Genomic DNA, 26721 nt, shown 5'->3' with positions numbered 1-26721 from the left:
CGACTCCGTGACGGGGACCATGCCCCCCTGTGGTGGTCTCCGGTCCGGGATGAGTCGGACCGGGGCGCCCCCTGTGCTCTGTGCCGGCGTCACGCCCCTCCCGCGCGACGCCGGTGGTCCTACAGCCGGTACCTCCAGACCTCTCCGCCGCCCGGGCAGACCGAGCAGGTGGAGACGTAGGCCGAGCCGTCACGGATCGCCAGGCCGTAGGGCGCGGGCAGGTCGTCGGCGACGACCTTGTGCGCGCCGGTCCGCGAGACCTGCAGCAGCGAGCCCGACGGCAGCGCGTCACCGACGGCCAGCAGCCCGGTGTCGGCGAGCTGCACGGCATACAGCCGGCCGTGGCGGTCGAAGGCCAGGCTGGTGACGTTGGTCAGGCCGGTGGCCCACACGGTGGGGGCCTGGCCCTTGACGACGCGGTAGATGTTGGCGTGGCCCACGGGGAACGGGAAGCCGGTGAGCTGGCTGACGTACCAGGCGCCGTCAGGGCCACGGACGACCGCGGTGGGTACCGCCTGCGACGGGATCATCGTGCCGGGAGGCAGCCCGAGGAACGGCGGTGCCTCGGCGAGCTGGTCCTGGAAGACCGCTGTCGTGGTGACCTTCCCGTGCTTGACGGTGAGCAGGTCGTTCCCGCCGGCGTCGGTCACCACGAAACCGGAGCCCGACCGCTCCACCGAGCTCGGGTTGCTGTCGGGGTCGTGGATCGGGTTGGCCGTGGCCTCGTGCGCGGCCAGGTCGGCGAGCGTGGTCGTCCACCCGGAGCCCTCGCGGGCCAGCTGGAGGGTGCCCAGGCGGGCCGCCGAGTCGGGCAGTCCGTCGCGGGCCGCGGGAGGTGCGCCGAGGCCGACGAGCACGGCGAGCCGTCGCCCGCCGAGCGCCACGACGTCGGACGGGCCGATGGCACTCGTGCCGTCCGGTGCGGCCAGTGACGGCAGCCCCGTGACCACGCGGGTCTGGTGGCCGCGCTTGCCGATCTTGGTGACGGCTCCGGACGTGCCCAGGCACGCCTGACCCTCCGGCCCGGCGATGCACGGTCCGGCGCCCCCGCGGCCCGCCTCTGCGACGTAGACGTCACCGCGGCCGGTGACGGTGAGCTGGCGTGGGTTGTCCAACCCCGAGGCGACCCTCGACGGGCCCTTGGCGCCGTGGTGGTCGTCGTGCGCGCCTGCGGGTCCGGCGGTCGCGCCGACCGTCCCGGCGGCCAGGGCTGCGCTGGCCGCCCAGGTCACGAGGACCCGGCGGCGGTATCGTCCGATGCTGCTGGTGGTGGTCATACGGTGACTCCCTGCGGTAGGAATCCCTGCAAGTCACCCAGTGTGTTGATCTGTGAACGAGGTCGCCTCCCGCACGAGGACTAGTCCACGTGCGGACCGGGACTAGTCCTTGTGGGTCTCCCCGGGCAGTGCGAGCATCTGGTCGAGGGCGATGCGGGCGTGGTGCGCGACGTCGGGGTCCACGCGGATCGGGTTGACGACCCGACCCTCGACGAGCGACTCGAGCGTCCAGACGAGGTGGGGCAGGTCGATCCGGTTCATCGTCGAGCAGTAGCAGACGTTCTTCTCGAGGAACGCGATCTGCTGCTTCGGGAACATCGTCGCGAGCCGGCGCACGAGGTTGAGCTCGGTGCCGACCACCCACGAGGTCCCGTCGGGGGCGGCCGCGATGGTCTTGATGATCTTCTCCGTGGAGCCCACCTCGTCGGCTGCCTCGACGACCTCGTGGCGGCACTCGGGATGGACGATGACCTGGACGCCCGGGATGTCGCGACGAGCCTGCTCGACGGCCTCGAGGCTGAACCGGCCGTGCACGGAGCAGTGCCCGCGCCACAGGATCATGGTGGCGTCCTGCAGCTCCTGGCGGGTCAGGCCGCCCATCGGCTGGTGCGGGTCGAACACCACGCAGCCGTCGAGGGAGCCCCCGAGGTCGCGCACGAAGGTGTTGCGCCCCAGGTGCTGGTCCGGCAGGAAGAGCACCTTGCCCCCCTCGCCCTTCTCCGCCAGGGCCCACTCCAGGGCGGTCCTCGCGTTGGAGGACGTGCAGATCGTGCCGCCGTGGCGACCGGTGAAGGCCTTGATCGCCGCGGACGAGTTCATGTACGTCACCGGCACGGTCCGGTCGGCGACGCCGGCCTCGACGAGGTCCTCCCAGGCGTCCTCGACCTGCCGGATCGCAGCCATGTCCGCCATCGAGCAGCCGGCCGCGAGGTCGGGCAGGATCACCGTCTGCTGGTCACTGGTGAGGATGTCGGCCGACTCCGCCATGAAGTGCACACCGCAGAAGACGATGTAGGGGGCGTCCGGTCGCGCCGCCGCGTCCTTGGCGAGCTTGAACGAGTCGCCGGTGACGTCCGCGAACTCGATGACCTCGTCACGCTGGTAGTGGTGGCCGAGGACGAAGACCCGGTCGCCCAGCGCCTCCTTCGCCGCTCGCGCGCGCTCGACCAGGCCGGGGTCGGACGCGGCCGGCAGGTCGCCCGGGCACTCCACCCCGCGCTCGCTGTGCAGGTCCCGGCCACGACCGAGGACCAGCAGGGGCAGTGGCGTGGTGGGGGAGGCGTCCGTCGAGGTGCTCACGCCCAGATCGTATGCCGTGGGCCGACGTGCAGCCGACTCACACCTGACCCCCAGCCTCCTGTCAGGCGTCCGGCGCAGGCTGCCCCCATGGGTGGGCCGTGCACGCGCCGCGCGTCGGGGAGTCCGCCGTGTCCCTGACGTCGACGACGCTGCCCGTCGTCCTCGCGCTGGCTGCGGCCGCGGTCTTCGCCCTGCTGGCGTCCGGCCGTCCCCGGGTCAGGCGGCCCTGGGCCGCCACCGGTGCCCGCGCCGCCGGCCTCCTCGTGCTCAACGTGCTCGTCGTCGCCCTCGTCGGCGCGGAGCTGAACGACCACTTCGACTTCTACGTCAGCTGGTCCGACCTCGCCGGTGCGCAGGCGGCGACCACGGTGACGCACCACGGGGCCACCGCCCGGTCCGCCGCCTCCACCCGGCTGCCGTCCGGGCTGCGCCCCGCCACGAGCCTCCCCGCCCTGCCGAGCCCCGGGGAACGGGTCCAGCACTACACCGTGACCGGCGCGCGGAGCGGGGTGCGTGGTCAGGTCGACGTCCTCCTCCCCGCGGGCTACTCGACCGCGACGGCCACGAGCTACCCCGTCCTCGAGGCCCTGCACGGCTACCCCGGCACCACCGACTCCTGGCTCACCGGGATGGGCGTGGAGGGAGCGTTGGACCGGGCCGTCGCCGACCACTCGATCAAGGACGCCGTCGTCGTGCTCCCGCAGATCAACCTGCCGTATGCCGTGGACTCGGAGTGCGTCGACGGTCCGGCGGGCACACCGCAGGTGGAGACCTGGCTCGCCCAGGACGTGCCGCAGTTCGTGGTGGACCACTTCAGGGTCCGGACCGACAGGTCGTCGTGGGCCGTGGCCGGGTACTCGGAGGGCGGCTGGTGCGCCGCGATGCTGGGGCTGCGCCACCCCGCGGTCTTCGGGGGTGACATCGTCTTCAGCGGTTCGTTCACCCCGGAGTTCAGCCGTGGCTACCGACCGTTCGGGTCGAGGGTCCCGGGCCGCTACCAGCTGGCCGCGGTCGTGCGCCGCGACCCGCCCCCGCTGGCGATGTGGGTGCAGGCCAGCAAGAAGGACGGCTACGCCTACCCGCCGACGGCGGCGTTCCTCAGGTCGGTCAGGGCGCCGCTGTCGGTGACGACCGACCTGCTGAAGACCGGCGGGCACCGCGAGCAGCTCTGGGCGGGGGAGCTCCCGACGGCCCTGAGCTGGCTCGGACGCAGCGTGCCCGGCTTCTCGCCCTGAGCGGACCGTGGGGGCCCGTACGCTCGGCGCATGGACGACACCGCGACCCTGGCCGCGCTGCGCGGGGCCACCACCGCGATGGCGGGGACGGTGGCCGGGCTCGATGCCGCTGCGCCCGTGCCGACCTGCCCGGGCTGGGACGTCACCAGCCTCGTCGACCACCTGGGCCGGGTGCACCTCTGGGCGGAGGCGGCGGTCCGCACCGGAGCGTCGCCGGAGCCCTACCCGAGGCGGGACCGTGACCGGGCGCTCGGCGACTGGTACGCCGACAGCGCCGCCCTCCTCGTGCAGACGCTGGCCGGACGGGACCCCGACGAAGCGGCGTGGAGCTTCTCCGCCGTCCCGCACCACGGGACGGTGCGGTTCTGGCGGCGCCGCCAGCTGCACGAGACCACCGTCCACCACGTCGACGCCCTCGTCGCTGCAGGGGCGCTGGACCTGTCAGGGCGCGTGGATGCCGTGGCGGGGTTGTCAGCCACCGAGGCCGCCGACGGCGTGGACGAGGTGCTCGAGGTGTTCGTTCCCAGGGTGCTGGTGCGCCGGGCGGACGAGCCACCGGAGGTCGTCGTGCCGGCACCGCACCCGGTCGCCCTCGCCTGCAGCGATGTCGACGCCTCGTGGACGCTGCGGTTGGTCGACGGCGTCCCCGTGGTGCGCCCGGGGGTCGGCGGCGATGCGGTCGCGCTCGTCCGTGGACCGGCGACCCACCTGTACCTCTCGCTCTGGCACCGCGCCGACGCGGGGGTGCTCGAGGTCGAGGGGGACGGGGCAGCGGCGAGTCGCCTCCTGGGCGCCTCGCTCGTGCCCTGAGGCCGGGTCTGGCCTAGAGGGGGTGGATCTTGGTGCTGTTGAGGGCCACGCTCACGGTGCTGGCACCGAAACGGACCTCCATGCGGTCACCGATGATCCGGACGACCGAACCCAGGCCGTGCCGGTCGTGGGTGACCCGGTCGTCGACCGCGAAGTCGTGCAGCTCGGGTGCCGGCTTCGCCTGGAAAGGGCTGTTCTTCAGGACGGGCTTCTTGGCGGGCTGTCGGGGGCGCATCAGTCCAGTGTCCTCCTATTTGGCGTGTCCTGGGGACCGCCGTGCCGTCCGATCAGCGCCTTTCCGGCCGGCTACCCTGCTTTTCGGGGCGCCGACGAGCTCCTGACCTGCGCAGATGGGCTCCGCTGCCGGTCGTGGGGCTGGTCAGCACTTCTCCCGGTGACCGGGCGACGACTGCCTGGGGGTGGCGGTGCAGAACGAGACGTGGAGCCCGAGGTCCTGCTGGGAACCGACGCCCGGGGCGTGGCCGTCGGCATCGCTGCCACAATGCCCGTGTGCACGTCGTCATCGCCCCGGACTGCTTCACCGGCACCCTCACGGCCCAGCAGGCCGCCGAGGCGATGGCTGCGGGGTGGCGACGGACCGCACCGCACGACCTGCTCACGCTCATGCCCTTGTCCGACGGCGGCCCGGGGTTCCTCGACGTCCTCGCCGCGGCCATCCCCGAGGCCCGCACCCTGGCCGTCACCGTCGCCGACCCGTTGGGCCGCGAGGTACCCGCCGCGATCCTGCTCGTCGACGGCGAACCCGGCCCGACGGCATACCTCGAGTCGGCGCAGGCTGCGGGCCTGCACCTGCTCGCCGCCGACGAACGCAACCCCGCCGTGACGAGCACGTGGGGGGTCGGGCAGCTGCTCGACGCGGCCCTGGCCGCAGGGGCGACCCGCGTCGTCGTCGGCCTCGGGGGCAGCGGCACCAACGACGGGGGAGCGGGCCTGCTCGCGGCCCTCGGCGTGGGTGGGCCCTCCGAGCTCGCGCGCGGGGGCATGGCGCTCGCGGACCTCGCCGACGACGCCCTGACCGGGCTCGAGGACGTGCGTCGCAAGCTCGCCGGGGTCGAGCTCGTCCTCGCCAGCGACGTGGAGTCCCCGCTGCTCGGGCTCCAGGGTGCCTCGGCGGTGTTCGCCCCGCAGAAGGGTGCGTCGCCGGAGCTGGCCCAGGCCCTCGAGGGTGCGCTGGGGCGGTACGTCGAGGTGGTGCGCCGGACCCTCCCCGAGACCACGGACCTGCTCACGGGGAAGCCGCTGCGGCTCGACAAGCAGCCGGGTGCCGGTGCGGCGGGCGGGCTCGGTTACGCCCTCTACCTGCTGGGCGGACGCCGGGTCAGCGGCGTCACGGAGGTGCTCACGGCCGTCGGGCTGCGTGACGTCCTCGCGGCCGCCGACCTCGTGGTCACGGGGGAGGGCAGCTTCGACTGGCAGAGCCTGCAGGGCAAGGTCGTCGCCGGGGTCGCCGAGCTGGCCCTGGAGACGGCCACGCCGAGCGTCGTCATCGCCGGCCAGACCCTGGTGGGGCGCCGGGAGGCGATGACCCTGGGGCTCTCCGGGACGTATGCCGTGGCCGAGTCGGCGCGCGAGGTGGAGGCCGCGATGGCCGACCCCGTCGGGACCCTCGCGGCGCGCGCTGCCCGGGTGGCGGCCACCTGGTCCCCCCAGCAGTGACCACGACGTACAGTGGTGAGCAGCGGGTGGGAACATATCCCGCAGACCGTGGGTTGGCAGAGATGGTCAGCCGACCCCCGACCACCGACATGAAGGACGTTCCACGATGAGTGTTCAGGACCAGACCGCTCCGGCCACCACCACGGCACCTGCCGAGGCCGCCGAGACGACCCACGGCGTCCTCCTCTCCGACGTCGCCGCTGCCAAGGTCAAGTCGCTGCTCGAGCAGGAGGGTCGTGACGACCTGCGCCTGCGCGTCGGCGTCCAGCCCGGCGGTTGCTCGGGCCTGATCTACCAGCTCTACTTCGACGAGCGCACCCTCGACGGTGACCTCGTCCGTGACTTCGACGGTGTCGAGGTCGTCGTCGACCGCATGAGCGCTCCGTACCTCGAGAACGCCAGCATCGACTTCGCGGACACCATCGAGAAGCAGGGCTTCACGATCGACAACCCCAACGCCGGCAGCTCCTGCGCCTGCGGCGACTCCTTCAGCTGATCGGCTGCTGAGTCACCGCGGCACCTGCCGCGCGACCGAACGGGCCCCCGCCACCGGTGGGGGCCCGTTCGTCGTCAGCGGTACTCGGGGTTGGGGTGCTCCTCGTAGTCGAACCGCGCGCCCGCGTCCCACTCGGTGCGCTGGTTGCCGCCCACGGGGAAGCCGCCGGCAGCCTTGAACATCGCGGCGAGGTGCATGAGGTTCCAGGTCATGAACGTCGTGTTCCGCTTCGTGAACTCGTTGTCGGGGCCGCCGCTGCCGGGGTCGAGGTACGACGGTCCGGGCCCGGCCTCGCCGATCCACCCGGCGTCGGCCCCCGGCGGGATCGAGTACCCGATGTGCTGCAGGCTGTAGAGGATGTTCGACGCACAGTGCTTGATGCCGTCCTCGTTGCCGGTGATGATCGCGCCGCCGACCTTCCCGTAGTAGACGTACTGGCCCATGGCGTTGGTCATCGAGGACCCGGCGTACAACCGCTCGATGACACGCTTGGTCACGGACGAGTTGTCGCCGAGCCAGATCGGGCCGGCGACGACGAGGATGTCGGCCTCGACGATCCGGGAGAACAGCAGCGGCCACTCGTCGCGGTCCCAGCCGTGCTCGGTCATGTCGAGGTAGACGCCGGTCGCAATGTCGTGGTCGACGGCTCTGATGAGCTGCACCTCGACCCCGTGCCGGCTCATGATCGCCGCGCTCGCGTCGACGAGGCCCTGCGTGTGGCTCTGCTCGGGGGAGCGCTTGAGGGTGCAGTTGACGAACACCGCGCGCAGGCCCGTGAAGTCGTGCTGGAGGTCGGTCATGGCAGGCATGCTCCTCCGCCGGGGCCGGGTGGGGCAATGGGTGCCGGGGTGGTGGCGACCGGGTAGGTTTCCCGATTGTGCAGATAGCCATCACCGGGTCCATCGCCACCGACCACCTCATGACCTTCAAGGGCAGGTTCCGCGACTCCCTCGTCGTCGAGCAGCTCGACAAGGTCTCGCTGTCGTTCCTCGCCGACGACCTCGAGGTCCGACGCGGAGGGGTCGCCGCCAACATCGCCTTCGGCATGGCGGGCCTGGGTCAGCGGCCGATCCTCGTCGGCGCCGTGGGCGAGGACTTCGCCGACTACCGCAGCTGGCTCGAGCGGCACGGCGTCGACTGCGCCTCGGTGCACGTCTCGGACTCCAAGCACACGGCCCGCTTCGTCTGCACCACCGACGAGGACATGGCCCAGATCGCGACGTTCTACGCCGGGGCGATGAGCGAGGCCCGGGCGATCGAGCTCGGCCCGATCGCCGACCGGGTGGGCGGCCTCGACCTCGTCGTGGTCGGGGCGAACGACCCGGAGGCGATGCTGCGCCACACCCGCGAGTGCCGCTCCCGCGGCATACCCTTCGCCGCCGACCCCAGCCAACAGCTGGCGTTCGCCGACGGCGACACGATCCGCCAGCTCATCGACGGCGCGGACTACCTGCTCACGAACGAGTACGAGGCCGCCCTCACCTCGCAGAAGACCGGCTGGAGCCCCGAGGAGATCGCCGACCGCGTCACGACGCGCGTCATCACCAAGGGCAAGGACGGGGTGACCATCGAGCGCCGCGGTGAGGAGCCGATCGAGGTCCACGTCGCCCGCGAGGTGCGGCGTGCGGACCCGACCGGCGTCGGCGACGCCTTCCGCGCCGGGTTCCTCACCGGCCTGGCCGCCGACCTCGGGCTGCGGCACGCCGCCGAGCTCGGGTCGATGCTGGCCACCTACGTCATCGAGACGATCGGCACGCAGGAGTACACCCTCGGCAAGCGCAGCTTCCTGCAGCGCCTCGCCGACGCCTACGGCCAGGAGTCCGCCGACGCCATCGAGCCGCACATCGCCTGCATCGCCCCCTAGCCCGTGAGCGAACCCATCGAACCGCTCCCGACACCCTGGGAGTTCGACCTCACGGAGGTCGACGACGGCGAGGACCTCGTCGCCGTCGGGGGAGACCTGCGCGCCGGCACCCTGCTCGAGGCCTACCGCAGCGGGCTGTTCCCCATGGGGTTGGGGGAGCACGGCGACCGGCCGATGGGCTGGTGGTCGCCGGATCCGCGGGGGGTGCTGCTCCCCGGTGGGGTGCACGCGAGCCGTTCGCTGCGGAAGTCGTTGCGGCAGTTCGAGATGCGGGTGGACACGGCGTTCGGCGAGGTGGTGGCGGCCTGCGCCGACCCCAGCCGTGAGGGGCGGTGGATCACCCAGGAGATCGTCGACGCGTACACCGAGCTGCACGCCCTCGGCTGGGCCCACAGCATCGAGACCTGGCGCGACGGCGAGCTCGTCGGGGGTCTCTACGGGATCGCGGTCGGCGGGCTGTTCGCGGGGGAGTCGATGTTCCACCGCGTCACCGACGCCTCCAAGGCCGCTGTCCTCGCCATGGCCGGGTACGTCTTCGCCGACGGCGACGACCGGCGGATCATCGACGTGCAGTGGTCCACCGACCACCTCAGCACCCTGGGGGTCGTCACGGTGTCCCGGCGCGACTACCTGGAACGCCTCGGACGTGCGATGGAGCTGCAGCCCCCCACCTTCGGCGCCTAGGGCACCTCAACCCGGTGCGACCACCCGCACCACGTATGCCGTGTGGTCGCCCCGGGGACCGTCCTCGCGGCCGTCATCGCCCTCGGCCACCTCGCGGCTGCCGAGGTACTCCTGGCCGCGCATCCGGCACCACGCCGGGACGTCCGCGGCGGCTGCCGGGTCGGTCGCCCACACCTCGACGACCGTGCCGGGCTCGAGGTCGCGGACGCGCTGGGCCAGCCGGATCACGGGCAGCGGGCAGCGCAGCCCGCGCGCGTCCACGACGACGGCGGCCCTCACAGGTGCGTGGCCCCCAGCTCGGCGCGGACGGCGGCGACCACCGGGGCGATGCGGGACGCGAAGGCGCGGACGTCTCGCTCGCGGTCCGGGGCGACGGCCGCGAGGGGAAGGGTGATCCGCGTGTTGCCGTGGGTCAGCACGCCCATCGCCGCGAGCACGTGGCTCGGCTCGAGGGTGCTCGAGGTGCAGGCCGACCCGGAGCCGACGGCGAAGCCGTGCCGGTCGAACTCGCGGACGAGGGCCTCGCCGTCCGCGTAGAGCGCGGAGAACGTGAGCACGTGGGGCAGCCGGTCGACCGGGTCGCCGACGACCTCGACGTCGGTGACGCCCGCAGCGACGGCCCTCAGCTCGTCGACGAGGGCAAAGGCCTGCGCGGCGTCCGAGTCCCGGGTGGCCGCGGTCTGCTGCCAGGCCTCGGCGGCGGCCAGGGCCAGGGGGACCCACGGGAGGTGGCGGCTCGGGCCGTGCAGGGCCGCATCCGGGTCGGCGGGTCCGGGCAGGAGCCAGCGGGTGCGGTCGGGCACGACCAGGACACCGAGGCCACCCGGGCCGCCCCACGACGTCGCGTCGCCGGCGAGCACGTCGAAGGCCCGTGGTGGAGCCACGCGCCCCAGGGACGCCTGGGCGTCGACGCCGAGCGGCACCCCCGCCGCACGACAGGCCTCGTGCGCCGGGCCGAGGGGCTGCAGCGTGCCGACCTCGCCGTTGGCGTGCTGCAGCAGGGCCGAGACGGTGCCGGGCACTGCCACCTCGCGGGCCCAGGCGTCGAGGTCCACCCGGCCGAGCCGGTCAACGGGGACGACGCGGGCCAGGGTCCGGTCGCCGGCCTGCGCGGCGTCGTGGCGGGCCGGCAGGAGCACGGCCGAGTGCTCGACCGCGGAGGTGACGACGCGGGCGCCACGGCGGCGCGCGGCATACGACAGGCCCTGGGCCATCCACCGCACGGCGGTGGGGCCGTCAGGGGAGAAGGTGACCTCCTCCGGGCGCACACCGAGGCCCTCGGCGAGGACGGCCCGGGCGTCGTCGAGCAGCCGGCGCGCCGTCCTGCCCTCGGCGTGCAGCCGCCTCGGGTCGGCCCACCCGGCGTCGACGGCGGCGGCCAGCGTCCGGGCCGCGACCGGGTGGAGCGGGCCGGGGGCGGCGTCGAGCACGGCCCGGCGACGGGGGCCGGCGCCGGGCTCGTCGGGAGCCCCGGGAGGGGCCTCGGGGGAGGGGTTCGCCACACCTCGACGTTAGCCGCCCCCTGACCGGAACAGCTGTCCGGGCTGGAGTAGGGTTTGCGCTTGATGGCCCATCACTGTTTCGAAGAAGGTGCACCGTTGCGTCAGCTCGACGTCTCTGCGCCGCGCCCTCACCGGCAGCGGTCTGTTAGCAGGAGATCCGCCACCGGCGTAGGCCTGGCGATCACCACGCTCGTCCTGTCGGGGTGTGCCGGTCGCGCCCAGGACGGGTTCCTGCCGCGCGCGGTCACCGAGGGCGGTGAGCGCGTCACGTCCCTGTGGAACGGCGCGTGGATCGCGGCCCTCGCGGTGGGCGTCATCACCTGGGGTCTGATCCTCTGGTGCGTCGTGGCCTACCGGCGCAAGAAGGACGACACCGAGCTCCCGGTGCAGCTGCGCTACAACGTGCCGATGGAGATCCTCTACACCGTCGTCCCCGTCTTCATGATCGCGGTGCTCTTCTACTACACCGCCCGTGACGAGGCCGCGCTGCTCGACACCTCCAAGCCCGCCGACGTGGTCGTCAACGTCGTGGGCAAGAAGTGGAGCTGGGACTTCAACTACGTCAAGGAGCAGACCTACGAGACCGGCACGCAGGCCGAGCTCACCGGTGAGCCGGGCGCGGAGGAGAGCCTCCCGACGCTCTACCTCCCCGTGGGCCAGCGCACCGAGTTCGTGCTGACCTCCCGCGACGTCATCCACTCGTTCTGGGTGCCGGCCTTCCTCCAGAAGCTCGACATGATCCCGGGCCGCGTCAACAAGTTCCAGGTCGTGCCCACCGAGGTCGGCACGTTCAAGGGCAAGTGCGCCGAGCTGTGCGGCGCCTACCACTCGCAGATGTTGTTCAACGTCAAGGTCGTCACACCGGCCGAGTACCAGGCGCACATCGCCGAGCTGAAGGCGCAGGGCAACACCGGTCAGCTCGACAACAGCCTCAACGTCAACAAGCTGATGAACGAGGACAAGAACCTCGTGCCTAGTGCAGGGAGCAACTGATGGCAGCCGCCACCGAGTCGACGGGGACGTACTTCCGTTCGACGGAGGCCACTGCGACGCGTCGGCTCACCAAGGGCCAGACCGTCGTGAAGTGGATGACGACGACCGACCACAAGGTCATCGGCAACCTCTACTTCATCACGTCGTTCATCTTCTTCATGTTCGGTGGGGTGCTGGCGCTGCTCATCCGCGCCGAGCTGTTCCAGCCGGGCCTGCAGGTCGTCGACAACCCCGACCAGTTCAACCAGCTGTTCACGATGCACGGCACGATCATGCTGCTGCTGTTCGCGACGCCGCTGTTCGCCGGGTTCGCCAACGCGCTCATGCCGATCCAGATCGGCGCGCCTGACGTCGCGTTCCCGCGGTTGAACATGTTCGCCTACTGGCTCTACCTGTTCGGTGGCCTCATCGCCTCGGCCGGCTTCCTCACCCCGTCGGGTGCGGCGTCGTTCGGCTGGTTCGCCTACGCCCCGCTGTCCGACGCCTCCAACAGCCCCGGCCTCGGTGGCGACCTGTGGGTCTTCGGCCTCGCGCTCGGTGGTTTCGGCACGATCCTGGGTGCCGTCAACTTCATCACCACCATCATCTGCATGCGCGCGCCCGGCATGACGATGTTCCGGATGCCCATCTTCACCTGGACCATCCTCATCACGTCGCTGCTCGTGCTGATGGCCTTCCCGGTGCTCGCCTCCGCGCTGCTCGCGCTGGGCGCCGACCGCAAGTTCGGAGCCCACGTGTTCGACCCCGGGAACGGTGGTCCGATGCTGTGGCAGCACCTGTTCTGGTTCTTCGGGCACCCAGAGGTCTACATCATCGCGCTGCCGTTCTTCGGCATCATCTCCGAGATCCTGCCGGTCTTCTCGCGCAAGCCGATCTTCGGCTACAAGACCCTGGTCTTCGCGACGATCGGCATCGCGGCGCTGTCCGTGACGGTCTGGGCCCACCACATGTACGCCACGGGCCAGGTGCTCCTGCCGTTCTTCGCGGTGATGACGATGCTCATCGCCGTGCCCACGGGCGTGAAGTTCTTCAACTGGATCGGCACGATGTGGGGCGGCAAGCTGTCCTTCGAGACGCCGATGCTCTGGTCGATCGGCTTCCTCGTGACGTTCCTGTTCGGTGGCCTGACGGGCATCATCCTGTCCAGCCCCGCCCTGGACTTCCACCTCTCCGACAGCTACTTCGTCGTCGCGCACTTCCACTACGTCGTCTTCGGCACGGTCGTGTTCGCGATGTTCGCCGGGTTCTACTTCTGGTGGCCGAAGTTCACCGGGCGCATGCTCGACGAGACGCTCGGCAAGATCCACTTCTGGATGCTCTTCATCGGCTTCCACACGACCTTCCTCATCCAGCACGTGCTCGGCATCGACGGCATGCCCCGTCGCTACGCCGACTACCTGCCCGAGGACGGGTTCACCGTCCAGAACCAGATCTCGACCTTCGGCGCCTTCCTGCTGGCGGCCTCGACCCTGCCGTTCCTCTACAACGTGTGGAAGACGTGGCGCACCGCGCCGCTCGTCGAGACCGACGACCCGTGGGGGTATGGCGCCTCGCTCGAGTGGGCGACCTCCTGCCCGCCGCCGCGCCACAACTTCGACACCCTCCCGCGCATCCGCTCGGAGCGTCCGGCGTTCGACCTGCACCACCCCGAGGCGGCTCCCGCCGGTGGGCTGCAGGCCGACCCCGACACCCTGACGCGGATCATCGGGCCGGCCGAGGTCGGGGTGGGCGAGCACGCCCACGCCACCGGTTCGCTGGACCACGACAAGCACCCCCGGTTCCACGAGGAGCGCGACTGACCATGAAGATCGAGTACAAGCTCTTCGTCATCCTGGCCGCGTTCTTCGCCCCCGTGGGCCTGGCGTACGGCATCTTCACCCACTGGAAGGAGCCGGTCGGTCCCGCCGGGCTGTTCCTGTCCTCCGGTCTGGGCCTGATGATCGCCTTCTACCTCTGGGCGACCGCCCGGCGACTGCCGGAGCGCCCCGAGGACAACCCCAGCGGCGAGATCGCCGAGCAGGAGGGCGAGTACGGCTTCTTCAGCCCGCACTCCTGGTGGCCCCTGCCGCTGGCCGCTGCCGGTGCCGTCGTCTTCCTGGGCCTGGCCGTCGGCTGGTGGCTGTTCATCATCGGCGCCGCGTTCGGTGTCGTCGCCCTCGTGGGGTGGACCTTCGAGTACTTCAAGGGCCCGCACGCGGTCTGACCGGCACCTCCCGACCCTGCGCGTCCGACCGGCGCCCCTCCCGCTCGGCGGGCGGGGCGCCGTCGTCGTCCCGGTGGGAAGGTACGATGTGGGGGCGGCCCGAGGGGTGGCCGTGGCGGTCCAGGTGGGTCGCCGCTCTCCGAGGGGGCCCGGCACCTGCCAGGCCGATCAGCGTTGCGCAGCCGGGCTCGGTTGTTCCAACATCCCGGCTGCGTCGTCGCGGCCGACCACAGACCCGACACGACCGACAACCTCCAGCGGTCCTGCGGCGTCTGTCGAGCAGGGGCCCGTCCGATCGGCCCCTGGTGACGAAGCACGAGCAGGATGCGCGGCCCCGGCCGCGCACAGGGACACAGGGAGTTCACACGTGGTGCGTACGACACAGCGTTCGCGGGGCCTGATGGCAGTGGTGGGGGCCGTGGCGGCCGTCGCCCTGCTGGCCGGGTGCTCCGGCAACGCCGCCAGCCCGGCGACCGACCCCGTGGCCGGTAGCCCGTCGGCGAGCGGGAGCTCGTCGTCCAGCTCGTCGAGCACCACCACCAGCACGCCGGCCGAGCTCACGGTGACGCCCGCCGACGGCAGCAAGGGCGTCAAGCCCGACCAGCCCGTCGTCGTCAAGGCCGTCAGCGGAGCCCTGGGCACCGTCTCGGTGACCGACGCCAAGGGCCGCAAGGTCGCAGGCACGGTCGCCGGCGACGGCACGTGGACGTCCACGGCCCGACTGGCTCCCAGCGCCTCCTACACCGTCACCGCGGCAGCCAAGGGCGAGGACGGCACGCCGTCCACCACGACCGCCAGGTTCTCGACCCTCAAGCCCAAGGTCACCGCCACGTACGGCATCCTCAACGCCGGCGCCACCGTCGGGGTGGGCATGCCCGTGGCGATCCAGTTCGACTCGGCGGTGACCACCGCCCAGCAGCGCGCGGAGATCGAGAAGCGGGTCAAGGTCACGACGAGCCCCAAGCAGGCCGGCGCGTGGGGCTGGCTCGACAGCCGCCAGCTGATGTGGCGTCCGGCCAGCTACTGGAAGCCCGGCACGACGGTCACCGTCGCGGCACCCCTGACCGGCGTCCAGACCGGTCCCGACAAGTGGGTCGGCAACGACGACAACGCCAGCTTCACGGTCGGCTCTGCCATGGTCTCCACGGTCGACATCAAGGCGCACACCATGACCGTCCGCCGCGGCGGGCAGGTCATCAAGGTCATCCCCGTGAGCACCGGGCGTCCCGGCAAGCTCACCGAGACCCGCTCGGGCACCAAGGTCATCATCCGCAAGGAGGGGGAGGTCACCATGGACTCCACCACCATCGGGATCGCCAAGGGCAAGCCCGGGTACTACAAGATCGACACCAAGTGGAACCTGCGGGTCACCTGGACCGGTGAGTACCTGCACGCAGCACCGTGGTCGGTGGGCGCCCAGGGCAACTCCAACGTCAGCCACGGCTGCGTCAACATGTCCCTGGCGAACGCGCAGTGGATGTTCGAGAACTCCAAGGTCGGTGACATCGTGAAGTTCACCGGCTCCAACCGCCCGTTCCTGCCGACCGAGGGCATCGGCGTCTGGCAGTACTCCTACAAGGGCTGGAAGGCGCAGAGCGCCCTCGTGTGAAGGTCCTGACGTCGTGCGCCGCCTGGTCGAGATGTCACCGGCGGTGACCCGTCTCCTCGTCGTCCTCGCCTGCGCCCTGGTCGCGGGGGGCTGCGTCGGCGCCCCGGGCGCGCCCTCCGCAGGCACCGCCACCTCGGGCAACAGCACCTCGGGCACGGCCACCTCGGGCCCGGCCACCTCGGGCACGGCCACCTCGCGGCTGCGCTCCGGTCCGGTGACGACCACCACCCCCGCCACCACCCCCACCCCCACCTCCACCCTCGCGTCGACGTCCAGCACCGCCCCGCCTCCCCGGGCCGGCGCGGCGGCCCTCACCGCGCCCGTGGTGACCAAGCTGCTCGTCGTGGTGGTCGAGAACCACTCGCTGGCCCAGATGCGGTCAGCGATGCCCTACACGTACTCGCTGGCCCAGCGCTACGGGTACGCCGACCACTACACGGCCACCCGTCACCCCTCGCTGCCGAACTACCTGGCCATCGCCTCGGGGAGCACGCACGGCGTCACCGACGACGGCGGTCCGGCCGTCCACCGCCTGCACGGCCCCAGCGTCTTCGGGTCGGCCCTGGCCCGGGGTCGCACGGCCGGGATCTACCTCGACGCCATGACCACGCCCTGCCGGCTCACCGCTGCGGGACGCTACGCGGTGAAGCACAACCCCTGGGCGTACTTCGTCGACGAGCGGGCCGCCTGTGGGCGCTACGACCAGCCCCTGGCTGCCTTCGACCGCGCGGTGCGCGCCGGAACGCTGCCCGACGCCGGGATGCTGGTGCCCGACCTGTGCCACGACGCGCACGACTGCTCGCTGGCCACGGCCGACCAGTGGTTCCGCGCCCGGATGGCGCAGGTCCTGACCGGGCCGGACTGGCGGTCCGGCCGCCTGGCGGTGGTGCTCACCGCGGACGAGGACGACCGCACGGCGGGCAACCGCGTGCTGACCGTCGTGGCGCACCCGTCCCTGTCCCACGTCGTCGTCCACACGCCGCTGACCCACTACTCGCTCACCCGGCTCTATGCCGAGGTCACCGGCACGCCGCGTCTGGGCGAGGGGGCGAGGGCCCCGTCCATGGCTGCCGCGTTCGCGCTCCGGACGCGGTAGCGGGGCCGCTCACCCCCAGCCGAGGGCGTGCAGCTTCGCGTCGTCGATGCCGAAGTGGTGGGCGATCTCGTGGACCACGGTCACCGCGATCTCGTCGAGCAGCTCGTCGCGGTCCTCGCACATGCGGCACAGCGGGCCGCGGAAGATCGTGATCCGGTCCGGCAGCGCACCCGCCCAGGCGTCCCCGCGCTCGGTCAGGGGAGTGCCGTCGTAGACGCCCAGCAGGTCGGGGTCCTCCGGTGGTGGCTCGTCCTCGACGAGGAACACCACGTTGTCGAGCAGCGCCATCGGCTCGCCCGGCACCTCGTCCAGGGCGTCACCGACCGCCAGCTCGAACTCCCGTGCCCCCATCTCGACCACTCGCCCAGCCTGCCACGCAGCCCGGCGCCGGCGGGACACCACCCCCGGACACCGGTATGCCGCCCGCTCCAGGGGGAGCGGACGGCATACCGGTGGATCGGTGCCCGGGAAGGCCTCAGGGACGCTTGCGGGGCTTGCGGTGCGAGCTCTCGAGAGCCGGGCGGGACGCCTCCTCGTGGGGAGCCTCCTCGATCGCCTCGAGGGCGTGGCCGTCGTGGTGGGCGGCAGCGAGCTCGGCCGGCGTGACCGGATCGATGCGGTCCTTGAAGTAGAACTCCGACAGCGCGACCCGCAGCTTGTCCTTGCGGGCGGTGGGGGAGGCGACACCGTGCTCGTCGACCCCGGCCGTGAGCTGCAGGGGCTCCTGCTTGTCGTGCTGCACCAGCAGCCAGCGGGTGTACTCGTCGAGCGGCTCGTGCTGCTCGAAGAACTGGCCGTCGGCGGTGCGGACGATGCGGCCGGTCTCGCGACCGTGCAGCACGAGGTCGCGGTCGCGGCGCTGCAACGACAGGCAGATCCGCTTGGTGACCCAGAAGGCGATCGGTGGGGCGACGAAGAACGCCGCACGCAGGATGTGGGTGATGTCGTTGATCGACAGGCCCAGCTTGATCGCCATGATGTCGTTGCCCGCGGCGAACATGAGCACGCCGTACATCGTCAGCGCCGCCATGCCCAGGCCGGTGCGCGTCGGGTTGTTGCGCGGCCGGTCGAGCAGGTGGTGCTCCCGGTCGTCGCCGGTGACCCAGCGCTCGAGGAACGGGTAGGCAGCCATCAGCCCGTACATCACGGGGATGAGGAGGATGGCACCGATCATGACGTTGAAGGAGAACGTGAACCCGAAGGCCGTGAACTCCAGCCAGCCGGGCAGCAGGCGCAGCGCACCGTCGGCGAAGCCCATGTACCAGTCCGGCTGGGAGCCGGCGGTGACCGGCGACGGGTCGTAGGGCCCGTACGCCCAGATCGGGTTGATCGTGACCAGCGCCGCGATGAGGGCGAGGACGCCGAAGACGATGAAGAAGAAGCCACCGGCCTTCGCGGCATACACCGGCATGACCGGGAAGCCGACGACGTTGTCGTTGGTCTTGCCCGGGCCGGGGTACTGCGTGTGCTTGTGGATGAAGACCAGGCCGATGTGGGCGACGAAGAGGCCGACCAGGATCGCGGGCAGCAGCAGCACGTGCACGGAGTACAGGCGGGGGATGATCGCCTCGCCGGGGAAGGCGCCGTCGAACAGGAAGTACGACATGTACGAGCCGAGGACGGGGACCGAGCGCATGAAGCCCTCGGCGGCACGCAGGCCGGTACCGGACAGCAGGTCGTCGGGGAGGGAGTAGCCGGCGAAGCCCTCGACCAGCGCGAGCATCGACAGGATGCAGCCGATGACCCAGTTGATCTCACGGGGCTTGCGGAACGCACCGGTGAAGAACACGCGGAGCATGTGCACCGACAGCGCGACGATGAACATCAGCGCGGCCCAGTGGTGGATCTGCCGGATGAGCAGGCCGCCACGGATGTCGAACGAGATGTCGACGGTCGAGCGGTAGGCCTCGGAGACGGTGACGCCACGCAGCGGCAGGTAGGAGCCGTCGTAGACGACCTGGCCGGCGCTGGGCACGAACCAGAACGTCAGGAAGGTGCCCGAGATCAGGCAGATGATCATCGAGTACATGGCGACTTCACCGAGCATGAAGGACCAGTGGTCGGGGAACACCTTCTTCATGAGGTACCCGACCGGCTTGGCAGCACCGGTGCGGTCGTCGAGCCAGCCGGCGACACCGCCGACGGCCTTCATCCCGGGGTTGGCCGGGGCCTCCGGCTGCGGGTCCTCGCGGCGAAGGCGATCGATCGGGTCGTCGGAGGACCCGTTGCGGTCGTTGCTCATGCGGAACCACGCTCCCAGAAACTCGGGCCGACAGCCTCGCGGAAGGCGGAGTCGGCCACCAGGTAACCCTCGGAATCAACGGTGATCTTCAGCTGCGGCAGCGGGCGCTTGGCCGGGCCGAAGATGACCTTGCAGTCCTGCGTCACGTCGAACGTCGACTGGTGGCAGGGGCAGAGCAGGTGGTGGGTCTGCTGCTCGTACAGGCCCACGGGGCAGCCCACGTGGGTGCAGATCTTGGAGTACGCGACGATGCCCTCATGGCCCCAGTCACGCTCCTTCTTGGGCTTGATGTCCTCGGGGTTGAGCCGCATCAGCAGGACGGCGGCCTTGGCCTTGTCCTCGAGGACGTGCTCGGAGTCCTTGATCGACTCGGGAAGGACGTGGAAGACCGAACCGATCGTGACCTGGTCGGCGCGGATCGGCGTGCGCTCCGGGTCGCGGACGAGCCGGTCGCCCTTCTTCCAGATGGTCTTGGAGAGCGCGTCCTTGGGCACCGGGCCGAGGCCCGCGACGAGCGGAACGACCAGCGTGATGGGCGGCAGCGCGAGCGCACCGAGCAGGGAGTACTTGATGAGGGGGCGACGACCGAGCTGGGCCTTGTCCCCACCGGCCGTCAGCTCCGAGACCACGCGTTGGCGGTCCTCGTCCTTGGCCCGCTGGGGGTGGCGGTACTCGACCGACTCCGCGTCGGGCATGAGGGTCTTGGCCCAGTGGACGGCGCCGACGCCGACGCCGAGCAGGGCGACGGCCATCAGCACGCCGATGACGACGTTGTAGAGGCTCGCGTCACCGATCCCGGGGATGTAGGTGCTGCTCTCCTTGTCGATCGCGAAGAAGGCGATGATGAAGCCGACCGTCGCGAGGCTCGAGAGGCCGAAGAGCGTGGCGACCTGCTTCTCGGCGCGCTTGGCGGCCTTCTCGTCGAGGTCGGCCATGCGCGCGACGTGGGGCGGGAGGCCGGGGTTCTCGAAGCGCTCGGGGAGACCCCCGGTGCCCTCGATGTGACCCTGGTCCAGCCGCACCGCCGAGGCGCCGTAGCCGTTCGAGCCCGTGCCGACGACCTCGCCGTGGGGCGTGCCGTTTTCGCTCATCGTGAGTTCGATCCTGTCGCGTTGCGGTCGTGAGTTCCATGGTGCGCCTTCGGCGCGGATGTGGCCACCGGATGTGACATGCGCATCAGGCGGCCTTCTTGCCCAGCCAGACCGCGAAGGCGACCATGATGCCGAGCCCGAAGACCCAGACGAAAAGTCCCTCGGAGACCGGCCCGAGGTTGCCCAGGGCCATGCCGCCGACGTTCTCCTGCTTGTCGACCGAGTGCAGGTAGGCGACGATGTCGTTCTTGGACTCGGGGGCGATGTTGGTGTCGCTGAAGACCGGCATCGACTGCGGGCCGGTGACCATGGCCTCGTAGATGTGCTTGCCCTCGACGTCGCGCAGCGACGGGGCGTACTTGCCGCGGGTCAGCGCGCCACCCGAGCCGGCGAAGTTGTGGCACATGGCGCAGTTGACGCGGAACAGCTCGGCGCCCTTGGCGACGTTGCCGCCCTGGCCGCTGGAGACGTCGCTGTCCGGCACGGTGGGGCCGGGGGCCAGCGAGGCGATGTAGGCCGCGACCGAGGCGATCTCGTCGTCGCTGAACTGGACCCGCTTCTGCGGTGCCTGGACCCCGGGGGCCGCGAGCGGCATACGACCGGTGCCCATCTGGAAGTCGACGGCGGCCGCGCCGACACCGGCGAGGCTCGGGCCGGCCTTGGTGCCCTGGGCCTGCAGGCCGTGGCACGTCGCGCAGTTGGCGAGGAAGAGCTTCTTGCCGTCCTGGACCGAGCTGGCCGAGGCGGTGGCGGCGTCGGCCTGCTTGGGGGCGAAGGTGGCGTAGGCGACGCCGGTCACGACGAGGCCGAGCAGGATGAGCAGGGCGATCGCGGCGGGGTGTCGGCGGCGGGCGGCCAGGGCGTTCACGGTGCGGTCCTGTCGGTGGGTGCGGGCAGGGCGGTCAGGGGACTGGTCGGCAGCGACGTCATGTCGGCGCAGGTCACTTCAGGAGGTAGATGGTCGCGAACAGCGCGATCCACACCACGTCGACGAAGTGCCAGTAGTACGAGGTCACGACGGCGCCGGCAGCCTGTGCGTGGCTGTAGTGCCGGGTCGTGAAGGTGCGGCCGATGATGAGCAGGAAGGCGAGCAGCCCGCCCGTCACGTGCAGCGCGTGGAAGCCGGTCGTCAGGTAGAAGACCGAGCCGTAGGCGTCGGAGGAGAGCGTGATGTTCTCGTGGACGAGCTCGGAGTACTCCAGCACCTGACCCGACACGAAGATCGCGCCGAAGACGTAGGTGAGGACGTACCACTCGCGCATGCCCCACTCCTTGAGCGACAGGAGGCTCGCGCTGCCGCGGTGCGGCTTGCCGTGCTCCGCGGCGTGCACGCCGAGCTGGCACCACACCGAGGAGATCACGAGGATGATCGTGTTCATCGTGGCGAAGGGGACGTTGAGGACGTCCGTCTTCACCGACCAGAGGTCGGGCTCCACCGAGCGGATCGTGAAGTACATCGCGAACAGGCCCGCGAAGAACATCAGCTCGCTGGAGAGCCAGACGATGGTGCCGACCGACACCATGTTGGGTCGGGACACGGGCCCGTGACCGGGAATGCTCCCGGTCGCTCGGGGGACGTCGGAAGTCACGGATGCTGTCGCCACGAGCGCCATTATTGCCCATTCCCGGACGGGCACACCGCCGACCCCCCGACGGATGCCCGACAGATGCCGGACAGCCGCCTGACAGGTGTCGCAGAACACCTGTGCGGGGTCCGCGACGTCGGCTCGAAGGACGTGCGACAGGCCGCCGGGGCCGCACCGGTAGCATCTGCGTCATGACCGCTTCGCACGCGACCGCCGCCGACCCGACCCCCTCCACGGGGTCCTCGGCTCGTCAGATCTCGGTGCTCCTCTACAGCGACGACCGCACGACCCGTGACGCGGTGCGCGTCAACGTTGGCCGGCGCCCGGCCCGCGACGTCGAGGTCACCCTGTGGCGCGAGTGCGCCACGGCCGCCGCCGTGGTCGAGGCGGTCGAGTCGACGCGCTTCGACGTGCTGGTCCTCGACGGCGAGACCTCGCCGATCGGTGGGCTGGGCCTGTGCCGCCAGCTCAAGAGCGAGATCTTCGACTGCCCGCCCGTGCTGGTCCTCACCGGACGCCCGCAGGACGGCTGGCTCGCGACGTGGTCCCTGGCCGACCTGGCCGTCCCGCACCCGCTCGACCCGATCGCCCTGGCCGGTGCCGTGGCGGAGCTCGGTCGACGCGGGCGCCCGAGCGCGTCCTGACCGCCGTGTCCTCACAGGTCGGGTCCGCGTACACCTGGCCGGACCTGCTCACCCTGCTCCTCGCGGGTGAGCACCTCACCGGTGACCAGGCGTCCTGGGCGATGGACCAGGTGATGAGCGGTGAGGCCTCGGCGGTCCAGGTCGCCGGCTTCCTCATCGCCCTGCGCGCCAAGGGGGAGACGGTCGAGGAGCTGCGCGGCCTCGCCGACATGATGCTCGCCCACGCCAACCGCATCGTCGTCCCCGAGCCCAGCCTCGACATCGTCGGCACGGGTGGCGACCGTTCGCACACGGTCAACATCTCGACGATGGCGTCGGTCGTCATCGCCGCCAGCGGCATCCGCGTCGTCAAGCACGGCAACCGGGCCGCGTCCTCGTCGTCGGGGTCGGCCGACGTCCTCGAGGCCCTCGGCGTGAGCCTGACGCTCTCGCCCGAACGCGTGCAGCAGGTGGCGGGCGAGGCCGGCATCACCTTCTGCTTCGCCCAGACCTTCCACCCGGCGATGAGGCACGCCGCCGCGGCGCGCAGCGGTCTCGGTGTGGGCACGACGTTCAACGCCCTGGGTCCGCTGACCAACCCCGCGCAGCCCACGTATGCCGCCGTCGGTGTCGCCGACCCGCGGCTCGCGACGCTGATGGCCGGGGTGTTCGCCGACCGCGGCAAGGACGCGGCGGTCTTCCGCGGTGACGACGGCCTCGACGAGCTGACGCTCAGCACCACGTCCACGGTGTGGTGGGTCCGCGGGGGCACGGTCACCCAGCGCACCCTGGACCCCCTCGACCTCGGGCTCGAACGGCAGCCGATCGAGGCCCTCCGCGGCGCCGACGCGGCCTTCAACGCCCGGGTCGCCCGTGAGCTCTTCGACGGCAGCCGTGGGGCGGTCCGGGACGCTGTGGTCCTCAACGCGGGCATCGCGCTGGCGCTCACCGAGCCCGACCGTGGCACCTCCGACGCGGACTTCCTCGCGGGCATCCGCACAGGGATGGATCGCGCCGAGCAGGCCCTGGACTCCGGTGCGGCGGCGGAGAAGCTCGCCGCCTGGGCCGCAGCCACGACCGCCTGACCGTCCGCCCCCTCGCGTGGGCGCTCGGGCGCGTCAGGACATCTGGCTCAGCCAGCTGACGGCCTGACGGGCTCCTGCCCGGCTCTGCTCGTAGCGGGCGCCCACGAGGAGCAGCGCGACCCCGACGGTGCCGAGGGTGAGGTACCGCGGTGCGTGCAGGGTCACCGGCCCGAGCTGGGTCACCGCCACCAGCGCTGCGGCGGCGGCGCCGAGCACCACCAGCGCCTGCCAGCGGCGCCACGCGCCGAGGGCGAGGACGGCGGCGCCCAGCGTGACGGTGACCAGGGCACGGGCGAGGTCGTCGCCGACGGCCGTGGCCAGTGCCGACGGCAGCAGCCCGACGGCCAGCGCCGGTCCGGCGACGGCCCAGGACCGGTCACCCAGCTCGCGGTGCGACCACAACCCGGCAGCGAGCAGCACCAGGGCCAGGGGCACCGTGTACGCCTCCAGCCGGGTCACCTCCGCCTCGAGGAGCTCCAGCCACACCGCGGTGGTGAGCCCGAGGACGGCGGCGGTGACGACACCGCGGCGGTGCGGGAGGGCGGCATACCCCACCGCGACGAGACCGTATGCCGCGGCGGCACCCGCCGCTGCGTGCGGCCAGCCGTGGTCGAGGGCGACGGCCACGGCGGCGAACGACGTGAGCACCGCGCCGGACCCCAGCACGAGCTCGTCGAGGGCGCCGCGGCGCCAGGCGGACAGCGCTGCCAGGGCGGTGGCCGTCAGGGCCAGCAGGGTCCACTGCACCTCGGGGGAGACGAGTCCGCCGGCCAACCAGACCGCTGCGGTGCCGCTGACGGCGGCCAGGCCCTCGGCCGCCGGTCGCACCGCGGGACGCAGGACCGCGGCGACCGCAGCGGTGGCGGCGAGGGCGGCCAGGACGGTCGCGGTGACCGCCTCCGGCAGCTGCTGGCCCGCTGACGTGACGAGGGCCAGGACGAAGCCGAGGCCGGCGACGGCGGCCACCGGCAGCTCCTCGGCCCGGTGCGGACGGGCCAGGGCCGCCGAGGCCAGGACGACGGCGAGCGCTGTGACGGCCAGGGCCTGGGTGGTGGGCGAGACGAGTCCGGAGGCCAGCGCCACGGCGCCGAGGAGGGCGAGCGCGCCGACACCCGAGGCGACGGACCGCCCGCGGGGGCGCAGGACGGCGGTGGCGGTGGCTGCCACGGTGACCGCGGCCAGGACGGTGGCGGTGACCCCGTCGGGCAGCCGCTGACCGGTCGCGCCGGCCAGGGCGAGGGCGAAGGCCAGGACGGCGACGGCGGCCACCGGGACCTCCTCGGCCCGGGCGGGGCGGGCCAGCGCGGTTGCGGTCAGGGCCAGCCCGAGCGCGGTCAGCGCGAACACCTGCACCACGGGGGAGCCCAGACCCGAGGCCAGCGCGACCGCCCCCAGCAGGGCCAGTGCTGCGACGCCCGAGGCGACGGCCCGCCAGGCGGGACGGCGGGCAGCCGCGGTCGTGGCGACGGAGGCGACCGCCAGGAGGGTGATGGTCGTGGCGACGTCGGCCCCGTGGGCCGCGCCGACGACGACGAGGAGCAGCTGCGCGAGGCCCAGCTCGCCGAGGAGCCACAGGTCCCCGAGGGACCGGCTGGGGCGTCGCAGGACGAGCAGGCCGGCGCCGACCGCCGCGACGAGCACGGCGAGCACGGCCGTGCCGGTCGCGCCGACCTGGAGGCCGAACGACAGCACCGCGGTCGGCGCGGCCAGGGTGGCGGTGACGGCCACCACGCCGAGCGCGCGCCAGTCGCCGGTGAGCGCCCGGGCCGACCAGTCGGCGCGCACGGCAGCCCGCGAACCGAGGACGGCCGCACGGGCAGCGACGACCCGGCGGACGACCTCTGCGCCCGCGGCGCAGACGAGCAGGAGCAGGCCCACGCTGGCCGCGCCCGAGAAGGTCACCGAGGCAGGGCCTCCCGGCTCGGCCCCGGCGAGGGCACCGGCCGCGGCAGCGAGGAACGCCAGCACGACCCAGCCGGACGCGGGCCCCGTGGCGGCTCGCCTCGTCAGTCCCAGCGACTCGGGCAACAGCAGTCGTGCTCCGCCGAAGACTGCCGCACCGAGGAGGGAGAGGGCTGCCACGGGAGCGGGGTCGTCGGCCAGGGCGACGACACCGGCCCACGCGATCGAGGCCGAGGTGAGCGACAGGAGGGCGAAGGCCGCGATCCTGCGGTCGCGGCGGTGCAGCGCCGCGAGCAGGCCGGCGACGAGCAGGCCGGTGACCGTGGCGTACGGGCGCGAGTCGAGGCTGGCCAGGCCCAGCAGCCCGAACCGGCGAGCAGCGGTCGTGTCCAGCAGCAGCAGGCCGCCGGCCACGAGCGCGAGCGCCTCGGCGGTGCTGGACAGGCCGCGCCGGGAGAGCCGCAGGGAGACGCCCGCCGCCACCGCGGTGAGGCCGCCCATGACGACCATCTGGCCGTAGGGGCCGATGAGGAACCAGGCGACGGCGAGGGCGATGGACGAGGCCACCAGGACGAGCAGGACGCCCACTCCGAGCAGGGTCTGCTGAGTGGTCCAGCGCCGACGCGGTGCGGCGGCCGCTGGTGGTGCGGCGGGCGGTGCGATGGCGGCGGGTGGTGCGGTGACGGGTGGTGCGGCGGCGGTCGTCGGTGTCGGACGGGCAGGGGTGGGCGAGCTCGAGGCGAGGACGTCTGCTCCGGAGCCCGCCGCCGTGGCGACGCTCCCTGCCTCGAGCACGCCCGTGGTGCGCAGCGCCAGCAGGACCTGTGCTCGTTCGGTCCGCAGGGCTGCGAGGCGCTGGTCGAGCTCCCACAGCCGCGCGGCGTCGGGTCCGATCAGGGGCAGTCGGCAGGCGGGGCACTGGACCGGCTGGGCCGGGAGCGGGGCGCCGCAGGACGGACAGGGGATCGGGGGCATCGGTCCTCCAGGGAAGGGCGCGCACCGTGCGCGGTGGCACGAGTGTGGAGGGTGCGCCCTGCCGCCGGATGGGTTCTGCTACTCAGATCAGCCGGACGGGTGTCCGTACTCCCGGGTGGTCGCGCGGACGGCCCCCTGACGACCGGGATGGCCCGTGGGCTCAGTCGCCGTCCAGGCCGAGGCTGAACGCCGCCTCGAGGTCGTGCTTGGAGTACGTGCGGAACGCGATGTGCGTGTTGGTGCCCGTGACGCCCTCGACCTTGTTGAGCCGTCCGGCGATGACGTCGTGCAGCTCCTCGTGCGCGCGGACCCGCACCAGCGCGATGAGGTCGGCGTCGCCGGCCACCGAGTAGACCTCGCTGACCCCGTCGAGCTCGGCGATCGCCTGGGCGACCTCGGGGATCCGGTCGACTTCGGCGTTGATGAGGACGATGGCGGAGATCACCTGCCCACTGTATCGGCGGGCGCGGGT

26 protein-coding genes are annotated in these 26721 nt (G+C 72.0%); 13 read left to right on the top strand and 13 right to left on the bottom strand.

The genetic code is table 11. The features are described from left to right. Positions 1–119 precede the first annotated feature (119 nt). On the bottom strand, positions 120–1277 hold the full coding sequence (locus tag ACYVKF_RS19170; RefSeq protein ID WP_460968548.1) for a ScyD/ScyE family protein: 1158 nt from the start codon (positions 1275–1277) through the stop codon (positions 120–122). Positions 1278–1379: 102 nt separating this feature from the next. Next, the gene (gene nadA, locus ACYVKF_RS19165; RefSeq protein WP_460968788.1) at positions 1380–2582 is read right to left on the bottom strand and encodes a quinolinate synthase NadA; all 1203 of its coding nucleotides are present in this window, start codon (positions 2580–2582) and stop codon (positions 1380–1382) included. 92 nt (positions 2583–2674) lie between these two features. Here nadA and ACYVKF_RS19160 point away from each other — a divergent pair, with 92 nt between their 5' ends. After that, positions 2675–3811 (top strand): alpha/beta hydrolase, encoded by a 1137-nt coding sequence (locus ACYVKF_RS19160; RefSeq protein ID WP_460968547.1) that lies wholly within the window; start codon positions 2675–2677, stop codon positions 3809–3811. Positions 3812–3841: 30 nt separating this feature from the next. Continuing rightward, positions 3842–4621 carry a maleylpyruvate isomerase N-terminal domain-containing protein gene (locus ACYVKF_RS19155; protein WP_056918062.1) on the top strand — a complete coding sequence of 260 codons (780 nt, stop codon included), beginning with the start codon at positions 3842–3844 and terminating at the stop codon, positions 4619–4621. Between the two features lie 13 nt (positions 4622–4634). Here the strand turns inward: ACYVKF_RS19155 and ACYVKF_RS19150 are convergent, their stop codons facing one another. Continuing rightward, positions 4635–4856 carry a hypothetical protein gene (locus ACYVKF_RS19150; RefSeq protein WP_056914905.1) on the bottom strand — a complete coding sequence of 74 codons (222 nt, stop codon included), beginning with the start codon at positions 4854–4856 and terminating at the stop codon, positions 4635–4637. Between the two features lie 275 nt (positions 4857–5131). Between ACYVKF_RS19150 and ACYVKF_RS19145 the strand changes: the two genes are divergently transcribed. Both ACYVKF_RS19145 and ACYVKF_RS19140 read left to right on the top strand, forming a co-directional pair. Then, on the top strand, positions 5132–6298 hold the full coding sequence (locus ACYVKF_RS19145; RefSeq protein WP_460968544.1) for a glycerate kinase family protein: 1167 nt from the start codon (positions 5132–5134) through the stop codon (positions 6296–6298). Between the two features lie 106 nt (positions 6299–6404). Continuing rightward, entirely contained in the window at positions 6405–6794 is a 390-nt protein-coding gene (locus tag ACYVKF_RS19140; protein ID WP_056914903.1) for a HesB/IscA family protein, read from the top strand. Positions 6795–6868: 74 nt separating this feature from the next. Here the strand turns inward: ACYVKF_RS19140 and ACYVKF_RS19135 are convergent, their stop codons facing one another. Further along, positions 6869–7594 (bottom strand): flavodoxin family protein, encoded by a 726-nt coding sequence (locus ACYVKF_RS19135; protein WP_157581326.1) that lies wholly within the window; start codon positions 7592–7594, stop codon positions 6869–6871. Between the two features lie 77 nt (positions 7595–7671). Between ACYVKF_RS19135 and ACYVKF_RS19130 the strand changes: the two genes are divergently transcribed. Further along, the gene (locus ACYVKF_RS19130; RefSeq protein WP_460968541.1) at positions 7672–8658 is read left to right on the top strand and encodes a carbohydrate kinase family protein; all 987 of its coding nucleotides are present in this window, start codon (positions 7672–7674) and stop codon (positions 8656–8658) included. Positions 8659–8661: 3 nt separating this feature from the next. Continuing rightward, positions 8662–9342, top strand: coding sequence for a leucyl/phenylalanyl-tRNA--protein transferase (gene aat / locus ACYVKF_RS19125; protein ID WP_460968539.1), 681 nt, complete (start codon positions 8662–8664; stop codon positions 9340–9342). Positions 9343–9348: 6 nt separating this feature from the next. Here the strand turns inward: aat and ACYVKF_RS19120 are convergent, their stop codons facing one another. Next, positions 9349–9621 carry a sulfurtransferase TusA family protein gene (locus ACYVKF_RS19120; RefSeq protein WP_460968537.1) on the bottom strand — a complete coding sequence of 91 codons (273 nt, stop codon included), beginning with the start codon at positions 9619–9621 and terminating at the stop codon, positions 9349–9351. Then, complete coding sequence (locus ACYVKF_RS19115; RefSeq protein WP_460968535.1) at positions 9618–10844, bottom strand: cysteine desulfurase family protein; 1227 nt, start codon at positions 10842–10844, stop codon at positions 9618–9620. The genes ACYVKF_RS19120 and ACYVKF_RS19115 overlap by 4 nt, the downstream gene beginning before the upstream one ends. A gap of 63 nt (positions 10845–10907) precedes the next feature. Here ACYVKF_RS19115 and ctaC point away from each other — a divergent pair, with 63 nt between their 5' ends. The 5 genes from ctaC to ACYVKF_RS19090 all read left to right on the top strand — a co-directional run bounded on the left by ctaC (position 10908) and on the right by ACYVKF_RS19090 (position 16745). After that, positions 10908–11837 carry an aa3-type cytochrome oxidase subunit II gene (ctaC, locus tag ACYVKF_RS19110; protein ID WP_082552805.1) on the top strand — a complete coding sequence of 310 codons (930 nt, stop codon included), beginning with the start codon at positions 10908–10910 and terminating at the stop codon, positions 11835–11837. Next, positions 11837–13636 carry an aa3-type cytochrome oxidase subunit I gene (ctaD, locus tag ACYVKF_RS19105; protein ID WP_056914897.1) on the top strand — a complete coding sequence of 600 codons (1800 nt, stop codon included), beginning with the start codon at positions 11837–11839 and terminating at the stop codon, positions 13634–13636. Before ctaC ends, ctaD begins: the two co-directional genes overlap by 1 nt. Positions 13637–13638: 2 nt before the next feature. Continuing rightward, on the top strand, positions 13639–14040 hold the full coding sequence (locus tag ACYVKF_RS19100; protein ID WP_056914896.1) for a cytochrome c oxidase subunit 4: 402 nt from the start codon (positions 13639–13641) through the stop codon (positions 14038–14040). A gap of 400 nt (positions 14041–14440) precedes the next feature. Then, a complete protein-coding gene (locus ACYVKF_RS19095; RefSeq protein ID WP_460968533.1) occupies positions 14441–15649 on the top strand; it encodes a L,D-transpeptidase in 1209 nt (402 codons plus the stop codon). Positions 15650–15662: 13 nt separating this feature from the next. Beyond that, positions 15663–16745, top strand: a complete 1083-nt coding sequence (locus ACYVKF_RS19090; RefSeq protein ID WP_460968532.1) for an alkaline phosphatase family protein — start codon at positions 15663–15665, stop codon at positions 16743–16745. A gap of 9 nt (positions 16746–16754) precedes the next feature. On the opposite strand, the gene ACYVKF_RS19085 is transcribed toward ACYVKF_RS19090, so the two are convergent. From ACYVKF_RS19085 to ctaE, 5 genes are all read right to left on the bottom strand, one after another. After that, on the bottom strand, positions 16755–17096 hold the full coding sequence (locus ACYVKF_RS19085) for a metallopeptidase family protein (RefSeq protein WP_460968787.1): 342 nt from the start codon (positions 17094–17096) through the stop codon (positions 16755–16757). Between the two features lie 124 nt (positions 17097–17220). Next, on the bottom strand, positions 17221–18987 hold the full coding sequence (qcrB, locus tag ACYVKF_RS19080) for a cytochrome bc1 complex cytochrome b subunit (protein ID WP_056914892.1): 1767 nt from the start codon (positions 18985–18987) through the stop codon (positions 17221–17223). Then, positions 18984–20078 (bottom strand): cytochrome bc1 complex Rieske iron-sulfur subunit, encoded by a 1095-nt coding sequence (gene qcrA / locus ACYVKF_RS19075; protein ID WP_056914891.1) that lies wholly within the window; start codon positions 20076–20078, stop codon positions 18984–18986. The genes qcrB and qcrA overlap by 4 nt, the downstream gene beginning before the upstream one ends. A gap of 85 nt (positions 20079–20163) precedes the next feature. Beyond that, positions 20164–20946 (bottom strand): cytochrome bc1 complex diheme cytochrome c subunit, encoded by a 783-nt coding sequence (qcrC, locus tag ACYVKF_RS19070; protein ID WP_056914890.1) that lies wholly within the window; start codon positions 20944–20946, stop codon positions 20164–20166. 73 nt (positions 20947–21019) lie between these two features. Beyond that, positions 21020–21691, bottom strand: coding sequence for an aa3-type cytochrome oxidase subunit III (gene ctaE / locus ACYVKF_RS19065; protein WP_082552803.1), 672 nt, complete (start codon positions 21689–21691; stop codon positions 21020–21022). Between the two features lie 164 nt (positions 21692–21855). On the opposite strand from ctaE, the gene ACYVKF_RS19060 reads away from it, so the two are divergent. Next, positions 21856–22308: a response regulator transcription factor gene (locus tag ACYVKF_RS19060; protein WP_056914889.1), complete on the top strand. Its 453-nt coding sequence runs from the start codon at positions 21856–21858 to the stop codon at positions 22306–22308. 5 nt (positions 22309–22313) lie between these two features. Beyond that, positions 22314–23372 carry an anthranilate phosphoribosyltransferase gene (trpD, locus tag ACYVKF_RS19055; RefSeq protein WP_200956851.1) on the top strand — a complete coding sequence of 353 codons (1059 nt, stop codon included), beginning with the start codon at positions 22314–22316 and terminating at the stop codon, positions 23370–23372. Between the two features lie 33 nt (positions 23373–23405). On the opposite strand, the gene ACYVKF_RS19050 is transcribed toward trpD, so the two are convergent. After that, complete coding sequence (locus ACYVKF_RS19050) at positions 23406–26249, bottom strand: SCO7613 C-terminal domain-containing membrane protein (protein ID WP_460968528.1); 2844 nt, start codon at positions 26247–26249, stop codon at positions 23406–23408. Between the two features lie 160 nt (positions 26250–26409). Beyond that, on the bottom strand, positions 26410–26694 hold the full coding sequence (locus tag ACYVKF_RS19045; protein WP_056914887.1) for an Lrp/AsnC family transcriptional regulator: 285 nt from the start codon (positions 26692–26694) through the stop codon (positions 26410–26412). Positions 26695–26721: the final 27 nt, after the last annotated feature.

The organism is Pedococcus soli (assembly GCF_054782575.1).
This window is presented reverse-complemented; position numbering and strand designations above follow the sequence as displayed.